We start from the raw sequence: 19,138 nt of genomic DNA on the forward strand, positions 1-19,138 counted from the left end.
TGTGAGTGATAACTCAGTTGGTGGCCGGGCTGCCTTCGTCAATCAGTTTCTGCACATCCGAAACGGTGAAAGATCCGGGTTTCTGACGAGGCGGGAACTCTTTGAAGCTTTGCAGCATTTCTGCGGCATATTTCTGCGCGCCACCCAGCAGGAACAGACGGTCATAGAACCAGTGGTTGTAATCCATACCGCTGTCACCGCGCTCCAGCGGGTCGATCTCCAGGTCGAAGATCAGTGGCGTGCGCAGTTTAACGAACGGATATTTCCACAGGTCGAGGCCGGTGTGTTCCTGAATCATGAAATGCGCTTTCCAGCGACCGTAGCGCATCGCTAACAGATCGCCGTCATCGCTCCAGTAGAAGAACTCATTACGCTGGTCGGGCCCTTTGCCCTGCAGGAAATCCAGCTGGTTGTAACCGTCCAGATGCACTTTGTAGGTCATGGCGCTGGTCTTATAGCCTTTCAGCAGCTGCTGTTTGATATCCGGCACGCCCGCTGCGGCAACCAGCGTCGGGAACCAGTCGTTGCTGCCGAAAATATCGTTGATCATCGTGCCGGGCTTAATATGCCCCGGCCATTTGATCATCGCGGGGACGCGGAACCCGCCCTCCCAGCCGGTATTTTTCTCACCGCGGAATGGCGTCATGCCGGCATCAGGCCAGGTGGCGATCATCGGACCGTTGTCGGTGGTGTAAATCACGATGGTGTTATCTTCGATACCCAGGTCTTTAATTTTCTTCAGCACCTCGCCGATCATTTTATCGTGCTCAACCATGCCGTCCGCGTAGTCGCCGAGGCCGGTCACGCCCTGATCCTGCGGTTTAATGTGCGTTTTGTTGTGCATGCGCGTGGTGTTGAACCAGGTAAAAAACGGTTTGCCCGCTTTGACCTGACGCTCCATGAAATCGTTGTTGGCGGCGAGGAACTCTTCATCCACCGTGCCCATACGTTTCACGTTCAGTGGCCCGGTATCTTCAACCTTGCCATCCGCGCTGGCTTTAATGACGCCGCGCGGACCGAACTGTTTACGGTACTCAGGATCTTTCGGATAGTCCGGGTTCTCCGGTTCTTCTTCGGCGTTCAGGTGATACAGATTGCCAAAGAACTCGTCGAAACCGTGTGCGGTAGGCAGGAATTCATTGCGATCGCCCAGATGGTTTTTACCAAACTGACCGGTGGCATAGCCGAGCTGTTTCAGGATCGAGGCAATGGTCGGATCTTCTTTCTGCAGGCCCTGCGGCGCACCTGGCATACCGACTTTACTCATGCCGGTGCGGAACGGCATCTGCCCGGTGATAAACGACGAGCGTCCGGCGGTGGAGCTTTGCTCGGCGTAATACGAGGTGAATTTGGCGCCCTCGGCGGCAATACTGTCGATGTTGGGCGTTTTGTATCCCATGGTACCCTGGTTATAGGAACTGATGTTCCAGTAGCCAATGTCATCGCCAAAAATCACCACGATGTTAGGCTTGCCCGAATTTTGCTCGGGCGCGGTAGAGGGCGTCGGGGATTGAGGAGCCGCATGGGCGCTCCAGGAACAGCAGGCCACAGATAGCATGGACGCTAATAGTGACTTGCTAAAAGGTAATCTGGACATTTCTGCACTCCGATAATTGTATTCCGACCAGGTCAGAATTTTTCCGACCGAATAAGTGCTGCGCAGACGGTTATTTCCTCCTTACCCTGAAAGGACGGCAGATGAATAAACGCATCTTTTTGATAGCTATTTCCCGGTGCGGAATGGCGGTGCTCAGTCAGTCTGATTATCTGTGATTTTAAATAGTTTTTATTAAAGCGTGGCCCGCTGCACGCAGGCTGCGTGCAGGCGAAAAATATGCGGTGTGCGAGAGGATATAAGTAACCAAGGTATAAAAATGCAAAAAATGAGCAGGCTGTGTATCTGGTTATGTAGCAACCATAGCGGCTCATAACTGGAATGCCAAGTGCTATTTTAAAAATGTGAGCGGCAGAGTGATTTTTTTCTGCTGTATCGCACTGCTCCGCATTTCGTCTAGGGAATTTCTTATTTTGAATAAGCTTAAAATAACTTAATATATTGTAATATATGAATAAATTTTCTGTGGGCTGAAAGGGGCTGGTTATTTTTTACGAGGCGGGTCATATTTTTCAGCGTTCAGGTTTGCGTTATTTTTATGGCTCACCTAAGCCTTAAAAGGCCATCCGGAACGGGATGGAATCAATTAATCTGGGGTGATTTATGAAAAAAATTACGGTAGCAATAATGTCATTGCTGGTGGCGTCAACTTTCTCTTTATCGGCTCTGGCAGCGCAGGAGATTACTAAAGAAGAGGCTAAGCAGTATCAGGAAGTTGGTAAGGTTAGTACCAATAATGAATACAGTTCACCGGCAGAGGCCATGGCTGAAATCTCGAAAAAGGCCGATGAGATGGGGGGTAAATATTTTGTGATCACCTCCGGCAAAGAAGGCAAGAAAATACAGGGTACGGCAACAGTGTATAAATAATAAATTATACGCTGCAAATCAGGCGTCATAGTCATTGCAACAGGCCGTTTTAATAACGGCCTGTTGTCGTGTTTCTATTTCTACAGTAAGCGATGAGATTAAGATCTGGTTCGCTTGCCAGGTCGTCAGCAGGCAATCTACTCCGACAATGCTTTCATAGCTGAAACCGCAGCGCCACGCCGCTGGCCTGTTCCGCGCTGACCACGATGGCATCCGACTCTTCGCGAAAAGGCACATCGCCCAGCAGCAGGCTGGCTTTCACCCTGCGTAAGTCGCTGCTGCGTAGCGTCAGCGCGGCCATACGCGCACTGCCGTCATAATCGGGCGGCAGGCCGGTAAAGCGCTGCGTCACATAGTGCGCAGCGGCAAAGCGCACGGTGGCCACGCCCGCTTTCAGCACAAACGCGCCCTGCTGGCAGGCGGTGAGCTTATCGGCACCAAATAAACGACTGTAGGGCAGCGCGGCGGCTGCCGGATCCTGGGCCACCACCACAAACTCAATAATGTCGGTCACCGCGTTGGGATGCTGCTGCCACATTGTCTGCCAGACCGCCTGCGGTGTCTCATGCTGGCAGAAAAAACTGCGTCCGTTTGGCACCAGTGCGGGGCGCAGGCGAACGGTGCGAAAACGCGCCTGCTGTGCGCTACCATCCGGCAACTGCACCGGCCGGTAAAAACTGGCGGCGGGATCGCCATCAATATCCTGACTTTCGAGATAGCGCCACACTGCATCGGCATCGCCGGTTTTCCATACCAGACCGCTCAGGCCCGCCGGTGCCTGCCAGATATCCTGACGCCGGTGCGCACGCCCGGCTTCATAGCCCAGCAGTTCCAGATAATTATCACCAAACACCGCCAGATGATTACTGGAGCCCAGCGAATGATGGCCGCGTGGCGTGAGCTGGAAACCGAGCCGGCGATACAGCGCGCTGGCGTCATCCAGCCGATCGGCAACATTGATCACTGCATGATCGAGCTGTGGAACGGGTACCGGTATCGCCATTATCTGCCTCCTGGTTCGCATCATTACGATGACCGCGATGTCGCGCTGCGTTCGGCTTCGCGTTGCGGTTGCCAGGCGAGCTGCGCTTCGGCGCCGAACGCCCGGGCAATATGGCTGACCAGCGTCGCGGCCTGCGCCGATGACCGCTGGCGCGCGCTGGCATCCTCGCTGTGCAGCACACCTTCCACGACGACCTCTGGCGGCAGCACGTTCCAGCTGTTGCCACCCTGAAAGCGGGTGACATTCAGGCCGGCGGCCGCCAGCGCGCTGACGATGTGGCTGCCGGTAACGATACTGTCGATGCCCTCATGTGGACGTGCAGCGTGAGCGCCTTTGCCGTGAATGGTGATTTGAAAATGGTCAGTAAACGCTGCCGGTGTGGCAGATAACGTGTGTGTCATGGTCATCCCTGCGGCTGTTCGGGTAAGAAAGGTTCGCCCAGCGTTAGCATCAGGCGGTTGGCCCAGGCAAAAAACGCGGCGGACTGGATCAGGTCCAGCAGCTGCAGCGTATCCAGCCCGTGCTCGCGCAGCGCCTGCAGCTGGGTCTGGCTGCTGGCGACCGGGGTTAGCGATAAGGTGGCGACAAAATCGATAATCGCCGCCCAGCGCGCGGACTGGCCGTGTGCCAGCTCGGCACCCGGCGCGACATTCAGGAGTTTCTGCACCGCAGTCTCATCTTTTGACAGCTGACTGGCTTTGCGGGCATGCACGGACGCGCAGTAAATGCAGCCGTTGACTTTACTCACTACCGTAGCCGCCAGTTCACGCTCGGCGCGAGGCAAACCGCCCGGCGTATAAAAGATGCCTTTATCCGTCAGCGTGCGTTGTTCCAGCAGCGGCAGATTGCGCGCCAGCAGACGGAAATAGTCGGACTCGCTATGACCGTTTTTTGCCAGCGTCGCCTGTTCTTCCGCTGTAAACTCGCTGAGCGGTTTGGCTGCCAGCCACGGCTCCCAGCCCAGCTCCTGCTGGGTAAACGCAGTGAGCGCAGTCTGACCGCTGGCCGTAAGCGGGGCGCTATGCCATTTGCCGGCCACCGCATGCGGCTGCGCGCGCGATGTTTCACCGCTCAGCAGGCGCAGGCCGGTCAGCAGGCGACTCTGAAAGCTGACAAATCCCACCAGCTGCGCCAGCGTGACGATGCCGCGCGGCGTCCAGCCGGCATGGCGCAGCGTGGTCAGTTGTTGCGGTGTGGCGTCGACCGGATGCAGGCTCAGCAGCTCAGCAAAGGCGCGACCGGCGGCAAAGCGCGCATCTGCCGGGGGGGCGCTGGATTGCTGCTGATAGTGTGCCTGCAATGACGTGACGCCGTGCCAGCCGGCGACCTGCCCGGCGAGCGCGTAGCGCTGCGCCAGCGGGAAATCGTCGTCATCCTCGCCAAACAGCACCTCATAGCTGCCCTGAGCGTGTCGGGTCGCGGCCTGACGCACGTTGCGCGCCTCTGCCAGTTGCGCAGCCGGGTCGATATCGGCCAGCGCCGCCAGTAAATCTGTAGCCTGAGACATGGTTTTCTCCTGTTAAGCGGTACCCAGCGCACGCAGCGTGGGGGCAATATGTTCAGCAATTAACGCCACCGAACGCAGCGTATCGGCGTGCGGCGGATCAATAGAGTGCACCTGGAAGGTGATGTCGGTGGCGCGCGTCAGCGTGCTGTCGGCCAGCAGCGAAGCCAGCACCGCGTCCGCATCGCCGATATGTGCATCGAACTGGCGCGCGTGGCTCTCCAGAGTGCTGCCGGTGATGTCGTGGCCCGCCTTGCGAAACTGCTCTGCCTGGCGTTGCAGACCGGGCGCGGCAAGGCGGCGCGCGTAGTCGTTCGAGTCGGCAACAAACGCGGTGCGTGAAGCCAGGATGCGGGGCGCCACGCCCGACGGCAGCGCCGCGAGATAAGCATCGATCATCGGGTTTTGCAGCTGCTGCAGCGACAGGTCCGGCTGACCCGCCGGCCGCGGCTGGGTGCGCGATAACATCAGCCCGTGACCGGCCTGGCCGGCACGCGTCGCGCCTGCAACGGAAAAGGTGGCGATCCACACGCGCTGCGCCAGCGTGGGCGCCGGCGGATAGAGATGATTGTCCGGATGGGCCAGCGTGTCGCCGCGCCACGCGCTGAGCAGCGTATGCAACTGGTCGGCAAACACGCCGGCGCGCTGTTCGCTGGTCAGGCCAAACGGCAAAAATGAGGTTGGCGTGCCGCCGGAGCCGAGCCCCACCTCCAGTCGTCCGTCGCTCAGCAGGTCCAGCACCGCCGCGTCTTCGGCCACGCGCAGGGCATTTTCCAGCGGCAGGGTGATGATGCCGGTGCCGAGGCGGATATGACGGGTGTGCGCGGCCACGTGGGCAAGAAACACCAGCGGTGAGGGCAGCCCGCCTTCTTTTTCATGAAAGTGGTGCTGCGCGATCCAGGCACTGTCAAATCCGCAGCGTTCAGCGTGCTGAATTTGTTCCGTCGCCAGCCGGTAGCGCTGTTGCGCCGTGGTGTCGTCGAGCAGGCGGGTAAAAAAACCGATGCGTTTGCGCGTCATGCAGACTCCTTAATCAGCGGACGGAAAACCGGAATGGCGTCAATCAACGCGCGGGTGTAGGGATGCTGCGGCGCATTGAACAGTGTGACGGTGTCACCTTGTTCAACCACTTCGCCGGCGCGCAGCACGGTAACGCTGTGTGCCAGTCGTCGTACGGTGGCCAAATCGTGGGTGATAAACAGATAGGTGAGGCCCAGCTCGCGCTGCAACTGTTGCAGCAGCTGCAGAATCTGCGCCTGCACCGTGACGTCCAGCGCCGACGTTGCCTCATCCAGCACCAGGATCGCCGGTTGCGGGATCAACGCCCGTGCGATGGCGACGCGCTGACGCTGGCCGCCAGACAGCTCGCGCGGCTTGCGCGTCAGCAGTTCCAGCGGCAGTGCCACCCGCTGCGCCACTTCGTGCACCCGCTGCTGGCGTGCGGCGGCGCTGAGCGAGCCAAAGTTGCGCAGCGGTTCTTCAATGATGTTAAACAGCGTCTGGCGCGGATCGAGCGAGGCGAACGGATTCTGGTATACAAACTGGATTTTGCGCCGTAGCTGGCGCAGCGCTTCGCCGCGCAGGCTGCTGGCATCAATGCCGTCGATCACCACTTTGCCGCGATCGGCGCGTTCAAAGCCAAGCAGAATGCGCGCCAGCGTGGTTTTGCCGGAGCCGGATTCACCCACCAGCGCGTGCGTCGTGCCGCGTGGCACCGTCAGGCTGACCGCTTTCGCCACCGTCAGCGTCTGCTGCCTGCCAAGCGCAAACTGTTTATCGATGGCGTTGAGCTGAATCGCCGGTGTGGAAAAACGGGCTGCGGACGGATAAGGCAGAGCGGTAGCGTCGGGCACCGCGTCCTGTAATAGCTGGCGGGTATAAGGATGCTGTGGCGCGCTGACCAGCGTCGCTGCGCTTCCCTGTTCCTGGATCTCGCCGTGACGAAACACCAGCAGACGGTCCGCGCGTTCCGCGGCCAGCGCCAGGTCGTGGGTGACAAACAGCACGGCGGTGGCGAACTCACGGCGTAGCTGGTCGAGCAGATCGAGAATGCGCTTTTGCACCGTGACATCCAGCGCACTGGTCGGCTCATCGGCGATGATCAACTGTGGTTGCAGGGCGAGCGCGATGGCAATCAGCACGCGCTGCTTCATCCCGCCAGAGAGCTGATGCGGATATTGATGCAGGCGCTGCTCAGGATGGCTCAGTCCAACTTTTTGCAGCAGCTCCAGCACGCGCTGCTGGCGCGCGGTCCGGCTAAGCTTCTGATGCAGCTGCAGGATCTCGCCAACCTGATCGCCAATGGTCTTCACCGGATTAAGCGAATTACCGGGATCCTGCGGCACCAGGCTGATATGTACGCCGCGCACGCTGTCCATGCGCCGGGATGACCAGCCGGCGATATCGGTGCCGTTCAGCAAAATTTTACCGCTATCGCGCCGGGCATTGTCCGCCAGCAGACCGATAATCGCCTGGGCCGTGGTGGTTTTGCCTGAGCCGGATTCACCGACCAGCGCCACCATTTCGCCCGGCTGCAGGGAAAAGCTCACGTTATGTACCACTTCACGCCACACGCCGCGCTGGCGATAGCTGAGGCTGAGGTTTTCCACGCTCAATAGCGCTGTCATGCGTCACCTCCTGCCAGCTGACGGCTGACGCGATTCGCCGCCAGCACCACGGCGACCACCACCACGCCGGGAAAGGTAGTCAGCCACCACGCGGTAGCCAGATAGTTGCGGCCTTCGGCGATCAGCAAACCCCATTCGGGGGTCGGTGGCGGCGTGCCATAGCCGAGAAAGCTGAGGGTTGAGAGCGCCAGAATGGCCTGACCAAACTGCAGCGCGGCGAAGGCAATCACCGCGGTCAGCGAGTTGGGGACAATGTGGCGCCACAGTACCTGCCAGAAACGGCCGCCACTGCCATAAGCCGCTTCCACATATTCACTGCGGCGTACCCGCACCACTTCGCCGCGCGCCAGCCGGGCAAAACTGGCAATCGAGGCGATGCCCACCGCCAGCGCAGCGTGCACGGTGCCAAAACCCAGCAGGATCAGCAGGCTTAATGACAGCAGCAGCGCCGGGATTGAAAGCAGCACATCAACCAGTCGCATCAGTGCCTGTTCACCGCGGCCGCCCACGGCCCCGGCCAGGACGCCCAGCGCGGTTCCGCCAGTGAGCCCCATCGCCACCGCCGCGACCGCCGCAGAGAGCGACTGCGAGGCACCATAGACGATGCGCGCCAGCAGGTCGCGTCCAAGTTGATCGGTGCCGAGCCAGTGCGCGCTGTGCGGCGCTAAGCGCTGCGCGCCGGCAATACCTTCGGTCGGGCTATAGTGGGTAAACAGCTGCGGTGCCACGGCCGCCACAAACGCCAGCGCCAGCACCGTCCATGCCAGCCACAAGCCGGGCTGCAGGCGACGGGCACGATCGCGCCGCAAGGCCGGCTGTCCCTGACGCGCGGTAGAGTAATCGACCAGACTCATGAATTTCCTCCGGCTACGGTTTGCAGACGTGGGTCGAACAGCGGCATCAGCAGATCGACCAGCAGATTGATCAGTACAAACGCCAGTGCGGAGATCATTACTACCGCCTGTAACACCGCCACATCCTGATTGTTGACCGCCTGCTGGGTCAGCTGGCCGATGCCGCTTAAGCCGAACACGGTTTCGGTAATCAGCGCGCCCGCGATCAGTTCCCCCAGCAGCAAACCGGCCACATTGAGCACCGGCAGCAGCGCGTTGCGCATGATATGGCGCCACAGCACGTGTTGTGCGCTGGCACCTTTGGCGCGGGCCACGGCGACAAACGGCTGAGTAGCAACCTGATCGATGCTGCGCAGCAGAATCTGGGCCAGCGGGGCGGAGATGGGCACGGCGACAGTCAGCACCGGCAGAATCAGTCCCTGCAGGGGCGATGGGTTGATCACCGGAATCCAGCGCAGTTGAAAGGAGAACAGCTGAATCAGCGCGATGCCAAGCCAGAACGTCGGCAGCGAAATAAACAGTGCCGGCAGCGACTGCAATAGCGTACGCAGCAGGCACAGCGCCGGCAGTCGCGCCAGCGCCGCCAGTGCGAAGGCGACCACGCAGGCAACGGCAAATCCCGCCAGCGCCAGCTGCAGCGTGGCGGGCAGATTGCTGCGCAGCAGATCGCTGACCGGCACACCTGCCTGCACCGAGTAGCCAAAGTCACCGCGCAGCATCGCCAGCAGCGTATGCAGATACTGCTGCCAGATCGGGCTATCGGCACCGTAGGCCTGCCGCATCTCTGCAATTTGCTGCGGGCTGAGACCCAGATCCGGATTCTGGAACTTGATCAGCACCGCATCGCCCGGCAGCACCTGCAGCAGCAGAAACGACAGGGTAAACGCCGCCCATAACACCAGCAGGCTTTGTCCCGCTCTATGCAGCATTGAGTGTCGCATCATCATCCTCTCAATGTTTTTCCAGCCATGCGCCGTAGAACGACGGTCGGCCTACGGCTTCAAAGCTCACGCCCTTCAGCCACGGCGCGCCGGCAAACACCTGCGGCTCTTCAAAGATCGGGATCACATAAGCCTGATCCAGCAGATAACGTTGGGCGTCTCCGGTGAGCGCCAGACGTTTCGCCGGATCGACTTCGGCCGAGATCGCCACCAAAAGCTTGTTGAGTTGGTCGTCACGGAAATGCCGGACTTTGTCGCTGGAGCCGCCTTTTTGCAGCAGCGCATCGCGGTTGGCGGGATAAAACATGCTCTTCACCACGTCCGGGTCGGCGCGGCCCACTTCCGAGACCGTGAGCGGGGTTTTTAGCGGATCGAGGTTGTCCAGCGTGCGGCTGCCGGCGTCACCGGCTTTCACCGTGAGCTGGACGCCAACCTGACGCCACTGCTGGGCCACCAGCTGCAGCACTTCTTTGTTCTGCGGCTGCGGCAGCGATTCATACACGGTCAGGGCCAGCTTTTGCCCCGCTTTGGCGCGGATGCCGTCGCTGCCGGGCTGCCAGCCAGCCTCATCAAGCAGTTGCCTGGCGCGGGCGGGATCGTATTTCAGTTTGTCCGCGAGGTTGACATATCCGGCGGCCGAGGCGGCGAGTACCGAGGTGGCCTGCGGATAGTTAGGTGAAAACAGCGTTTGCACCACCTGCTGCGCGTTGGTCGCGTGCAACAGCGCCTGACGTACGCGCAGATCGCTGACCAGCGGGTTATCCGGGCGGAAGCTGATGCTGTCGTTGACGCCACGCGTCGGCGCAGCGTAAACCGGGAACGCCTGCTGCTGCGCCTGTTTTTCGTCATACGCCTGCACCTGGCGAATAAAATCGGCCTGACCGGCCAGCAGCGCGCCGATGCGCACGCTATCTTCCGGTGTGACGATAAATTTGATGCCAGCCAGATTCGCCGGTCCCTGCTGGGTGCTGTTTTTCGGTCCCCACTGGTAATCTTTGCGCGCGGTTAAATCCACTTCCCGCCCGAGCTTTTCATCGCTGACCACAAATGGCCCGGAGCCAATAATATGGCGCGCATCGCCGAGTTGATCGAAACTGCGCTGCAGCGTGCTGAGCGAAACCAGTCCGGAGCCAATGGTGGCCGTGCCCTGTAAAAATCCAGGTGAGGGCTGTTTGAAATAAAACTTCACCGTCTGGGGATCAATCACTTCGCTGCGTTCGTAATTATTAATCACTTCAGACACCGGCAGGCGCTGGGCTTTATTACCGAGTCCGTAAGTATCAAAGTTTTTCGCCACGGCATTCGCATCCAGCGGCGTGCCATCGGAAAAGGTGACGCCAGGACGAATTTTAAAGGTGTATTCCGTTTTATCCGCGTTGCTGCTCCAGCTTTCGGCAATCCACGGTTCCACCTGCAGCGTTTTCGGATTTTGCCACGTCAGTTTGTCGGTGATCTGATTAAGAATGCCGCCGTTGGGATAAAAACCCCCGGCCGGCGGATAAAGATTGGTATGTGCCTGCTGTTCCAGATAAATCAGCGTGCCGCCTTTGACCGGCGTCTCCGCCGCGTGGGCGCTAAATATCCCTGTCAGCAGGGCTAAGCTCAGCGCCCGCAAGTGAAAATGCGTCTTCATGATGATTTCCTTTGTTATCAAGTGCCCGGTGGGCTGAAATCATCATCAAATGTGCAACCCGTGAGTTGAACCAATGAATTGGACTAAGCTTTTGCGAAAATAACAAAAGCGGAGAATTAATTTTATGCCGCAATTACCGGGTTGTTTTCCTGGCTCGATAAAAATTGTTTTTTCTCAACCTGAAAACCTGCACTGAGGTTATTGCTGCTGCGGATCATTACCGGCTCGCGTAATGTTAACCCGACAGAAAGCGAAATCCGCTTTACGAAAAATCAGGCTTTCATCCACCAGTATTATGACTATTTCTCATTTCCTGAATCGCTTTGCCGATTTAGTTGTTTTACGAAATATAAATCTCCCCGCCACACTAAGCGCCATATTCATCGCAACCCTATTCATCGAAATAAGGAACAGGCGCATGTCATACCGACTGAGTTTGCTCGACAAATCACCGATTGCAGCAGGTGAGAGCGCCACGCAGGCCCTGCATCGCACACTGCAGCTGGCTCAGCGCGCGGAAGCCTGGGGTTATCACCGCTTCTGGCTGGCGGAACACCACAACAGCGACCAGCTGGCGAGTCCTTCGCCGGAATTGTTGATTGCCTGGATCATTGGCCAGACCCGGCATATCCGCGTGGGTTCCGGCGGCGTGATGTTGCAGCACTACAGCCCTTATAAAGTGGCGGAAAACTTCAACCTGCTGGCTGCGCTGGCACCTGGACGTATCGACCTGGGCGTGGGGAAAGCGCCCGGCGGACTGCCGCTTTCCACCCGCGCGCTGCAATTGGGGGTGCGCCAGCAGGAGAAAGGCAGCTTTGCCGAACAGCTGGCGCTGCTGGATAGCTGGCTCAGTGTGCCGCCGGTGGGGGATGAGGAGATCCTGCGCGCCACGCCGCAGCCGCCGCGTCCGGCCAATCGCTTTCTGCTCGGGGCCAGCGAAGCGAGCGCCCGACTGGCGGCAGAGCTCGGCTGGCAGCTGGTGTTCGCCGCACACCACAACGGCGATCCGCAACTGATGGCGCAGGTGCTGAACAGCTATCGCCAGCACAGTCAGGGTCAGCGTGCGCTGGTGGCGGTGCAGGTGGTGGTGGCGGATTCGCCGGCAGAAGCTGACCTGCTGGTCGACACACTGCGCATTTATCACGTCAGCGTGACGGGTGGACAGAGCGTTAACGTCGGCAGCATTGAACAGGCTGAGCGCTATGTGCGTCAGGGCGGGTTCAGTGACTACGTGATTGAGCCACGCACGCCGTCGCTGCTGAAAGGGACCGCGGCACAGGTGCACGCGCAGCTTGATGCGCTGCACCAGCGCTACGGCATTGAAGAGTTTGTTATTGATACGCCGGTGGCGGAGGAGCAGGCGCGGGTGAAATCCCTCGAACTGCTGGCGACGCATCGTCTGGTTAGCGCCTGACCGGGAGGTCCTGTGACGATAGTAAGCGAACAGCAGCTGATTGACTGGCGGCGCGAGCTGCACAGCTGGCCGGAACTCTCCGGTCATGAAGTGGAAACCAGCGCGCGGCTGCGCCGCTGGCTGCAGCAGGCTGACGTGCGCCTGCTGGATTATCCGCTGCACACCGGCGTGGTGGCGGAAGTGGGTCAGGGCGCGCCCCTGATCGCCCTGCGTGCCGATATCGATGCATTACCGATCCATGAAGCCACCGGGCTGCCTTTTCGTTCACGGCAAGCCGGCGTCATGCACGCCTGCGGTCACGATGTGCACAGTGCAGTGATACTGGGTGCCACGCTGCAGCTGAAAACACGGGAAGCTCAGCTAGCGGGGCGGGTGCGCATCCTGTTCCAGCCGGCGGAAGAGATTGCCCAGGGCGCGCGGCAGTTCATCGATGCGGGGGTGCTGGATCAGGTACAGGCGATTTTTGGCATGCACAACGAACCGGGTTTGCCCACGGGCACCTTTGCCACGCGCAGCGGTGCGTTTTATGCCAACGCCGATAAATTTGTGGTGCGCGTGCACAGCACCCGCACGGACGTAAACAGCATCCTGGTCGCCAGCCAGATTATTCAGGCGCTGCAATCCCTCACCAGCCGCAGCTTTAATACGCTGGACAGTCTGGTGCTGAGCGTCACGCGGATTGATGCACACAGGCACGACGGTCAGCAGACGGCTGAAGCGGAATTTGGCGGCACGGTGCGCACGCACGATAAACAGGTGCGCGCGCAGCTGGAGCAGCGTGCGCGCGAGGTGGTGGTCAATATCGCCGCCGCCAGCGGTGCCACGGCCACCTTTAGCTGGCATCCGGGGCCGCCGGTACTGGAGAACGACGCCCACTGGGCACAGTTTGCCAGTCAGGTGGCGCAGCAGGTGGGTTATCAGGTGCAACAGGCTGAGCTGCACCTTGGCGGTGAAGATTTCGCTTATTACCTGCAGCAGCTCCCGGGCGCGTTTGTCAGCATTGGCAGCGCCAGTGAATTTGGCCTGCATCACGGTGGCTTCAACCCCGATGAAGCGCTGATCGCCCCGGCAGCACACTACTTTAGTCAGCTGGCGCAACAGGCATTGCAGCAGCTAAACGCGCGATGTCGCGACGCCATCCTTAACTGATTTCCTTCCATTTCTGGCAGCGCTGTACGGCGATAAGGCTATCGCCGGCAGGCTGCGCCATGAGCAAAGAGAGACGATTATGACTGCAAGACAACTGCGCCTCGGCACCATTCTGCACGGCGCATCCGGCAACATGTCCGCCTGGCGTCATCCGGCGGCGCAGGCGGATGCCAGCATCAGTTTTGATTACGCCCGCCGTATCGCCCGTAAAGCCGAGGCTGGCAAACTGGATTTCCTGTTTGTCGCCGATGGCCTGTTCATCAATGAGAAATCGATCCCGCACTTTCTTAACCGCTTCGAACCGCTGACGCTGCTGTCGGCGCTGGCCGGCGTCACCGAGCATCTCGGCCTGGTCGGTACGGTGTCCACCTCCTACAGTGAGCCGTTCACCGTCGCCCGCCAGTTCGCCAGTCTCGATCATCTCAGCGGCGGGCGCGCGGGCTGGAATGTGGTGACATCGCCGCTGGAGGGCTCGGCAAAAAACTTTTCGCGTCAGCAGCATCCCGAGCATGCGCTGCGCTACCGCATCGCCGACGAATACCTGCAGGTAGTGAAAGGATTGTGGGATTCCTGGGAAGAGGGCGCGTTTGTGCGCAACAAAGCCAGCGGTCAGTTCTATGCGCCTGACAAACTGCACACGCTGAATCATCACGGTGATTTTTTCCAGGTACAGGGGCCGCTGAACATTGAGCGCACGCCGCAGGGCCGACCGATTATCTTTCAGGCGGGCGCCTCGGAAGATGGCCGCAAGCTGGCGGCGCGTCATGCTGACGCCATCTTCACCCATCAGCCAACGCGCGAAGAGGCGCAGGCGTTCTACCGGGATGTGAAGCAGCAGCTGGTGGCGAACGGGCGTGAACCGGGCGATCTGCACATTTTCCAGGGCGTTAGCGTGATCGTGGGGGAGGATGACGCAGACGTCGAGCGCCAGTACCAGACCACCGCGGCGCTGGTCTCGATTGAGGATGCACTCAACTACCTTGGTCGCTTCTTTGACCATCACGACTTCTCGCAGTATCCGCTCGACCAGCCGTTCCCGGACATTGGCGATATTGGCCAGAACAGCTTCCGTAGCACCACTGACGAAATCAAACGCAAAACGCGCGAACACGGCCATACGCTGCGCCAGGCCGCGCTGGAAGCCGCGACGCCGCGTCCGCTGTTTCACGGCACGCCACAGCAGGTGGCGGATGGTCTGCAGCTGTGGTTCGAAACCGAAGCCACTGACGGTTTCATTATCCAGGGCGGCACGCCGGACACCTTCGAGCGTTTTGTTGATCAGGTTATTCCGGTTCTCCAGGCGCGCGGCCTGACGCGTCGTGAATACCCGGGCAGCACGCTGCGCGCCAGCTTTGGTGTGAAACAGCCGCTCAACCAGTTCACACCACAATAACGATGAGAAAACACGCTATGCAGAGAAAATCCCTGATTGTGCTGCTGTTACTGAGCCTGAGCAGTGCGGCACTGGCCGAGGACGTGGCCGTTAATGGTCAGCAGGTGAGCCTTGCCGCCAATAAAACGCCCATCAACACGCCAGAGAATCCTGTCGCCGTGGCGCAAATACCGGCGGGCCACAAATTTGCTGTGCCGGGATCGTTCACCGTGGCGGTTGCGGCACTCAACTCGCCGCCGCTCACGGTATTCAGCGACGACAATAAAACGCTGCTGGGCAGTGAGGTGGATATCGCGCGTCTGGTGGCCGACAGCCTCGGGCTGAAGCTCAACATCGTGCCCACCTCGTGGGAAGACTGGCCGCTGGGCGTGGCATCGGGCAAATATGACGCGGCGATCACCAACGTGACGGTGACCAAAGATCGTAAACAGCGTTTTGATTTTGCCACCTACCGCAAAGATTCGCTGGGCTTCTATGTGAAAACCAGCAGCCCGATTACCTCGCTGAGCAAGGCAGAAGATATCGCCGGCCTGCGCATCATCGTCGGCTCCGGCACCAATCAGGAGGCCATCCTGCTGTCCTGGGATAAAGAGAATCAGGCTAAGGGACTGAAGCCTTTCACACCGGTTTATACCAAAGATGACGCTGCGCAGACGCTGGCGCTACAGGCCGGGCGCGCCGACGCTTACTTCGGCCCTAACGTGATTGGCGCATGGAAAGCGGCGCTGACCAAAAAGACCCGGCTGGTGGGTAGCGTGGACGGCGGCTGGCCGAAGGCGGCGCACATCGCGGTGACAGTGAAGAAAGACAACGGGCTGGTGCAGCCAATTAACACCGCACTCAATGGCGTGATCAAAAACGGTGACTACGACAAGGTGCTGAACCGCTGGGGTGAAGGCGTGGAGCGTCTGGATCGTTCCGAGATCAATCCGCCCGGGCTGGGCGATTAAGGAGGCGGCATGAGCCAGCAATTTTTCCGCGAAGTGTCACCGGAAGCGCCGGAGCTGCAGCCGATTCTTGACGGTCTGTTTGGTGAATATGCAGCACGCTACGGCGATTTCTTCAGGAAACACAATGAAGTTGAGCTGACCGAGTGGTATCTGCCGCCGCACGGGCTGTTCATCGTGCTGGAGCGCGACGGTGAGATCATCGCCATGGGCGCCTACAAACCGTGGGATGCTACCACCGCCGAACTCAAGCGCATCTGGACGCGGCGTGACCTGCGCCGTCAGGGACTGGCACTGCTGATCCTGCAGGAGCTGGAGCGCCGGGCGCTGCGCGCAGGCTATCAGCGCGTGTTTCTCACCACTGGTTTTCGTCAGCCGGAAGCGGTGCAGCTGTATATCGGCCACGGCTATCAGCCGCAGTTTGAGCTGCGCGAAGATATGGAGATTTACGGCCAGCCGCCGCACGATGGCCGGCTGCGTTTTCTCAAAGTGATTGATGTGCACAACGTGGCGCAGGCCAGCTAAGGAGAGCCACCATGAGTAAGCAACAACCTTTGACCGTGGTGCCCGCACGCTATCCGGCGCGTACCGTCGGTGCCATCATCGCGCTGTTTATCCTTGCGGCGGTGATCGATTCCGTGGCTTTTAATCCGCGCTGGGAGTGGAGCGTGTTTGCCCGCTGGTTTTTCGATCCGGTGATCCTTAATGGCCTGGGACAAACGCTGCTGCTGACGCTGTGCGGCACGCTGCTGAGCCTGATATTCGGCGGCCTGCTGGCCCTGGCGCGGCTCTCGTCATCGTGGCTGCTGAGCACGCTGGCGTTTGGCTATATCTGGCTGTTTCGCTCGCTGCCGCTGATTGTGGTGCTGATCATTCTGTATAACTTCTCGTACCTGTACGACACGCTGTCGTTCGGTATTCCGTTCACCGCCCTGTCGTGGGGGCACTTCCAGACCATCAACGTGCTCGGCCAGTTCCCGGCGGCGGTGATTGGCCTGACGCTGGTGCAGAGCGCGTATAGCGCGGAGATTATTCGCGGCGGGTTTCTCGGCGTCGATCACGGTCAGTTTGAAGCCGCTTCGGCGCTGGGATTATCGTCGTCGCGCCGCACGTTTCGCATCATTCTGCCGCAGGCGCTGCGCGCGATTATTCCCACCACCTTTAATGAGATCATCAGCCTCGCCAAGGGCACCTCAATGGTGTACGTGCTGGCGATGCCCGAGCTGTTTTACACCATCCAGATGATCTACAACCGCACCCAGCAGGTGATCCCGCTGCTGATGGTCGGAGCCGCCTGGTATCTGATCATCACCACCGTGCTGTCGCTGCTGCAGCACAGCGTCGAGCGCTGGCTGGCACGCAGCGTCACGCGTGAACCGCAACCTTCGCGCTGGCGCCAGTGGCGCAACCGCAGCGTGAACCCTGCCGTCAACGAGGAGCTGCCTCATGTCCGAAGCCATTGATTACCGCTATCTGCATACCACCGGCGCCATCAGTATTACCGGCGTCAGCAAGACGTTTGGCCGGCATAAAGCGCTCGATGATGTGTCGCTTGAGCTGGCTCCCGGTTCGGTGACGGTGATCCTCGGACCGTCCGGTTCTGGCAAATCGACGCTGCTGCGCACCATCAATCATCTGGAGCGCGTGGATGAAGGCTTTATTCAGATCGATGGCGATTACATCGGCTATCAGCGGCGCGGCGATAAACTCTATGAGCTGAAAGAGAAGGCGATTTTGCGGCAGCGCATCAACGTCGGCTATGTGTTCCAGAACTTCAATCTGTTTCCGCACCTGACGGTGCTGGAAAATCTGATTGAAGCGCCGATTGCCCATCGTCAGCTGTCGCGCCGGGCAGCGATCGATCGCGCCGGTGAGCTGCTGGATGTGGTCGGCCTGCGGCACAAAGCCGATGCCTGGCCGCGGCATCTCTCTGGCGGTCAGCAGCAGCGCATTGCGATTGCGCGTGCGCTGATGCTCAACCCGCGCGTGATGCTATTTGATGAGCCGACTTCGGCGCTCGACCCGGAACTGGTGGGCGAAGTGCTGGATGTGATTAAAAAACTGGCGCGATCCGGCACCACGCTGGTAATTGTCACGCACGAGATCGGCTTTGCGCGTGAAGTGGCGGATAACGTGGTGTTTATGGTTGACGGTCGCGTGGTTGAGCAGGGCAGCAGCCAGCAGGTGCTGAATCAGCCGCGTCATGAGCGCACCAAACGTTTCCTCGCCAGGGTGCTGTAATGAAGCAAGTGATCATAGTCGCGCTGGCGGGTGCGGTGCTGGCGGCACCCGCGACAGGTGCGCAACAGCTGGACGCCAGTCACAACGAAACGCCGATCACCATGGCGGCCAATCCGCAGGCGATCGCGAAGATCCCCGCAGGATTTCATTTTGTTCACCCCGGCTATTTAACCGTCGCCACTTCAGCCAATAATTCACCGCCGATTGGCCTCTGGGCGTCCAATAATAAAACGCTGATCGGCAGCGACCCGGACATTGCGCGCCTGCTGGCCGACAGCCTCGGTCTGAAACTCAGGCTGGTGCCGGCGGCGTGGGAGGACTGGCCGCTGGGCATCACGGCAGGGCGCTATGATGTGGCGATGTTTAATATCGCGGTGACCGAGGAGCGCAAGCAGAAGTTTGATTTCGCCACCTATCGCGCGGATAACCACGCCTTCGCGGTGAAAGCGGACAGTAAAATCAGCGCAATTCGTCGCCGGGAAGACGTGGCCGGCAAACGGATTATCGTGGGCTCCGGCACCAATCAGGAGCGAATCTTACTGAGCTGGGATGAGAAGAATCGGGCGCAGGGCCTGGCCCCGGTGCAGCCGATTTATCTCAACGATGATGCCTCCGCCACGCTGGCGCTGCTCTCTGGCCGGGCCGATGCGTCATTCGGGCCGCAGGCCATGGCGGCGTGGAAAGTGGCTTCGCGCGGGCAAACCAAAATTGTCGGGCACGGACCGTTTCGCGCCTGGGTGGCGGTCACCACGAAGAAGGGCAATGGCCTGGACGTCGCGCTGCAGCAGGCGATCAACGGCGCTATCGCTGGCGGCCAGTATCACCAGGTGCTGGCAAGATGGGGTGAAGAGGGCGAGGCAGTGGAGATTTCGCAGGTTAATCCGCCGGGCATCGTTTATCAGGAGAATTAGGGCGGTGTGGTCAGGCGCACGGTGTGGTCACCATAA

General features: G+C 59.8%; 18 protein-coding genes. 9 read left to right on the top strand and 9 right to left on the bottom strand.

Translation table 11 applies throughout. The features are described 5' to 3' along the window. Nucleotides 1-13: 13 nt before the first annotated feature. Nucleotides 14-1,558, bottom strand: a complete 1,545-nt coding sequence (locus C1N56_RS19915) for an arylsulfatase (protein ID WP_394517720.1) — start codon at nucleotides 1,556-1,558, stop codon at nucleotides 14-16. 660 nt (nucleotides 1,559-2,218) lie between these two features. Between C1N56_RS19915 and C1N56_RS19920 the strand changes: the two genes are divergently transcribed. Beyond that, the gene (locus C1N56_RS19920) at nucleotides 2,219-2,485 is read left to right on the top strand and encodes a YdgH/BhsA/McbA-like domain containing protein (RefSeq protein WP_058770242.1); all 267 of its coding nucleotides are present in this window, start codon (nucleotides 2,219-2,221) and stop codon (nucleotides 2,483-2,485) included. 154 nt (nucleotides 2,486-2,639) lie between these two features. Here C1N56_RS19920 and C1N56_RS19925 read toward each other — a convergent pair whose 3' ends face one another. Genes C1N56_RS19925 through C1N56_RS19960 form a run of 8 tightly spaced genes read right to left on the bottom strand, consistent with a single transcriptional unit; the run spans nucleotide 2,640 to nucleotide 11,047 of the window. Continuing rightward, a complete protein-coding gene (locus C1N56_RS19925; protein ID WP_394517637.1) occupies nucleotides 2,640-3,488 on the bottom strand; it encodes a VOC family protein in 849 nt (282 codons plus the stop codon). A gap of 23 nt (nucleotides 3,489-3,511) precedes the next feature. Beyond that, nucleotides 3,512-3,889, bottom strand: a complete 378-nt coding sequence (locus C1N56_RS19930) for a peptidase dimerization domain-containing protein (protein ID WP_394517638.1) — start codon at nucleotides 3,887-3,889, stop codon at nucleotides 3,512-3,514. A 2-nt stretch (nucleotides 3,890-3,891) separates the two neighbouring features. Continuing rightward, nucleotides 3,892-4,995 carry an alkylhydroperoxidase domain protein gene (locus C1N56_RS19935; protein WP_059012116.1) on the bottom strand — a complete coding sequence of 368 codons (1,104 nt, stop codon included), beginning with the start codon at nucleotides 4,993-4,995 and terminating at the stop codon, nucleotides 3,892-3,894. 12 nt (nucleotides 4,996-5,007) lie between these two features. Further along, nucleotides 5,008-6,012: a putative FMN-dependent luciferase-like monooxygenase gene (locus tag C1N56_RS19940; protein ID WP_394517639.1), complete on the bottom strand. Its 1,005-nt coding sequence runs from the start codon at nucleotides 6,010-6,012 to the stop codon at nucleotides 5,008-5,010. After that, nucleotides 6,009-7,619 carry a dipeptide ABC transporter ATP-binding protein gene (locus C1N56_RS19945; protein ID WP_215481272.1) on the bottom strand — a complete coding sequence of 537 codons (1,611 nt, stop codon included), beginning with the start codon at nucleotides 7,617-7,619 and terminating at the stop codon, nucleotides 6,009-6,011. The genes C1N56_RS19940 and C1N56_RS19945 overlap by 4 nt, the downstream gene beginning before the upstream one ends. Next, on the bottom strand, nucleotides 7,616-8,473 hold the full coding sequence (locus C1N56_RS19950) for an ABC transporter permease (protein ID WP_150360323.1): 858 nt from the start codon (nucleotides 8,471-8,473) through the stop codon (nucleotides 7,616-7,618). Before C1N56_RS19950 ends, C1N56_RS19945 begins: the two co-directional genes overlap by 4 nt. Beyond that, nucleotides 8,470-9,414 carry an ABC transporter permease gene (locus C1N56_RS19955; protein WP_394517721.1) on the bottom strand — a complete coding sequence of 315 codons (945 nt, stop codon included), beginning with the start codon at nucleotides 9,412-9,414 and terminating at the stop codon, nucleotides 8,470-8,472. Before C1N56_RS19955 ends, C1N56_RS19950 begins: the two co-directional genes overlap by 4 nt. Before the next feature lie 10 nt (nucleotides 9,415-9,424). After that, on the bottom strand, nucleotides 9,425-11,047 hold the full coding sequence (locus C1N56_RS19960) for a TIGR04028 family ABC transporter substrate-binding protein (RefSeq protein WP_104093335.1): 1,623 nt from the start codon (nucleotides 11,045-11,047) through the stop codon (nucleotides 9,425-9,427). A gap of 418 nt (nucleotides 11,048-11,465) precedes the next feature. Between C1N56_RS19960 and C1N56_RS19965 the strand changes: the two genes are divergently transcribed. The 8 genes from C1N56_RS19965 to C1N56_RS20000 all read left to right on the top strand — a co-directional run bounded on the left by C1N56_RS19965 (nucleotide 11,466) and on the right by C1N56_RS20000 (nucleotide 19,102). Continuing rightward, nucleotides 11,466-12,461, top strand: coding sequence for an MsnO8 family LLM class oxidoreductase (locus C1N56_RS19965; RefSeq protein ID WP_058781525.1), 996 nt, complete (start codon nucleotides 11,466-11,468; stop codon nucleotides 12,459-12,461). A 12-nt stretch (nucleotides 12,462-12,473) separates the two neighbouring features. Beyond that, nucleotides 12,474-13,610, top strand: a complete 1,137-nt coding sequence (locus tag C1N56_RS19970) for an amidohydrolase (protein ID WP_215481275.1) — start codon at nucleotides 12,474-12,476, stop codon at nucleotides 13,608-13,610. A 79-nt stretch (nucleotides 13,611-13,689) separates the two neighbouring features. Next, nucleotides 13,690-15,003 (top strand): LLM class flavin-dependent oxidoreductase, encoded by a 1,314-nt coding sequence (locus C1N56_RS19975; RefSeq protein WP_394517640.1) that lies wholly within the window; start codon nucleotides 13,690-13,692, stop codon nucleotides 15,001-15,003. A gap of 17 nt (nucleotides 15,004-15,020) precedes the next feature. Beyond that, on the top strand, nucleotides 15,021-15,953 hold the full coding sequence (locus tag C1N56_RS19980; protein ID WP_394517641.1) for an ABC transporter substrate-binding protein: 933 nt from the start codon (nucleotides 15,021-15,023) through the stop codon (nucleotides 15,951-15,953). A gap of 9 nt (nucleotides 15,954-15,962) precedes the next feature. Then, the gene (locus tag C1N56_RS19985; protein WP_283342332.1) at nucleotides 15,963-16,475 is read left to right on the top strand and encodes a GNAT family N-acetyltransferase; all 513 of its coding nucleotides are present in this window, start codon (nucleotides 15,963-15,965) and stop codon (nucleotides 16,473-16,475) included. A gap of 11 nt (nucleotides 16,476-16,486) precedes the next feature. Continuing rightward, complete coding sequence (locus C1N56_RS19990; protein WP_394517642.1) at nucleotides 16,487-17,413, top strand: amino acid ABC transporter permease; 927 nt, start codon at nucleotides 16,487-16,489, stop codon at nucleotides 17,411-17,413. Further along, nucleotides 17,397-18,191, top strand: coding sequence for an amino acid ABC transporter ATP-binding protein (locus tag C1N56_RS19995; RefSeq protein WP_058770231.1), 795 nt, complete (start codon nucleotides 17,397-17,399; stop codon nucleotides 18,189-18,191). Before C1N56_RS19990 ends, C1N56_RS19995 begins: the two co-directional genes overlap by 17 nt. Beyond that, the gene (locus C1N56_RS20000) at nucleotides 18,191-19,102 is read left to right on the top strand and encodes an ABC transporter substrate-binding protein (RefSeq protein ID WP_394517643.1); all 912 of its coding nucleotides are present in this window, start codon (nucleotides 18,191-18,193) and stop codon (nucleotides 19,100-19,102) included. The genes C1N56_RS19995 and C1N56_RS20000 overlap by 1 nt, the downstream gene beginning before the upstream one ends. The last annotated feature ends 36 nt before the right edge of the window (nucleotides 19,103-19,138 follow it).

Source organism: Pantoea sp. SGAir0175, from assembly GCF_043547855.1.

What these genes read in the sequence shown, in the direction of transcription:
- C1N56_RS19965 (WP_058781525.1), top strand. Translation starts at nt 11,466, where the DNA reads ATGTCATACCGACTGAGTTTGCTCGACAAATCACCGATTGCAGCAGGT.
- C1N56_RS19950 (WP_150360323.1), bottom strand. Translation starts at nt 8,473, where the DNA reads ATGAGTCTGGTCGATTACTCTACCGCGCGTCAGGGACAGCCGGCCTTG.
- C1N56_RS19940 (WP_394517639.1), bottom strand. Translation starts at nt 6,012, where the DNA reads ATGACGCGCAAACGCATCGGTTTTTTTACCCGCCTGCTCGACGACACC.
- C1N56_RS19975 (WP_394517640.1), top strand. Translation starts at nt 13,690, where the DNA reads ATGACTGCAAGACAACTGCGCCTCGGCACCATTCTGCACGGCGCATCC.
- C1N56_RS19925 (WP_394517637.1), bottom strand. Translation starts at nt 3,488, where the DNA reads ATGGCGATACCGGTACCCGTTCCACAGCTCGATCATGCAGTGATCAAT.
- C1N56_RS19935 (WP_059012116.1), bottom strand. Translation starts at nt 4,995, where the DNA reads ATGTCTCAGGCTACAGATTTACTGGCGGCGCTGGCCGATATCGACCCG.
- C1N56_RS19955 (WP_394517721.1), bottom strand. Translation starts at nt 9,414, where the DNA reads ATGCGACACTCAATGCTGCATAGAGCGGGACAAAGCCTGCTGGTGTTA.
- C1N56_RS19945 (WP_215481272.1), bottom strand. Translation starts at nt 7,619, where the DNA reads ATGACAGCGCTATTGAGCGTGGAAAACCTCAGCCTCAGCTATCGCCAG.
- C1N56_RS19960 (WP_104093335.1), bottom strand. Translation starts at nt 11,047, where the DNA reads ATGAAGACGCATTTTCACTTGCGGGCGCTGAGCTTAGCCCTGCTGACA.
- C1N56_RS19930 (WP_394517638.1), bottom strand. Translation starts at nt 3,889, where the DNA reads ATGACACACACGTTATCTGCCACACCGGCAGCGTTTACTGACCATTTT.
- C1N56_RS19990 (WP_394517642.1), top strand. Translation starts at nt 16,487, where the DNA reads ATGAGTAAGCAACAACCTTTGACCGTGGTGCCCGCACGCTATCCGGCG.
- C1N56_RS19915 (WP_394517720.1), bottom strand. Translation starts at nt 1,558, where the DNA reads ATGCTATCTGTGGCCTGCTGTTCCTGGAGCGCCCATGCGGCTCCTCAA.
- C1N56_RS19985 (WP_283342332.1), top strand. Translation starts at nt 15,963, where the DNA reads ATGAGCCAGCAATTTTTCCGCGAAGTGTCACCGGAAGCGCCGGAGCTG.
- C1N56_RS19980 (WP_394517641.1), top strand. Translation starts at nt 15,021, where the DNA reads ATGCAGAGAAAATCCCTGATTGTGCTGCTGTTACTGAGCCTGAGCAGT.
- C1N56_RS20000 (WP_394517643.1), top strand. Translation starts at nt 18,191, where the DNA reads ATGAAGCAAGTGATCATAGTCGCGCTGGCGGGTGCGGTGCTGGCGGCA.
- C1N56_RS19995 (WP_058770231.1), top strand. Translation starts at nt 17,397, where the DNA reads ATGTCCGAAGCCATTGATTACCGCTATCTGCATACCACCGGCGCCATC.
- C1N56_RS19920 (WP_058770242.1), top strand. Translation starts at nt 2,219, where the DNA reads ATGAAAAAAATTACGGTAGCAATAATGTCATTGCTGGTGGCGTCAACT.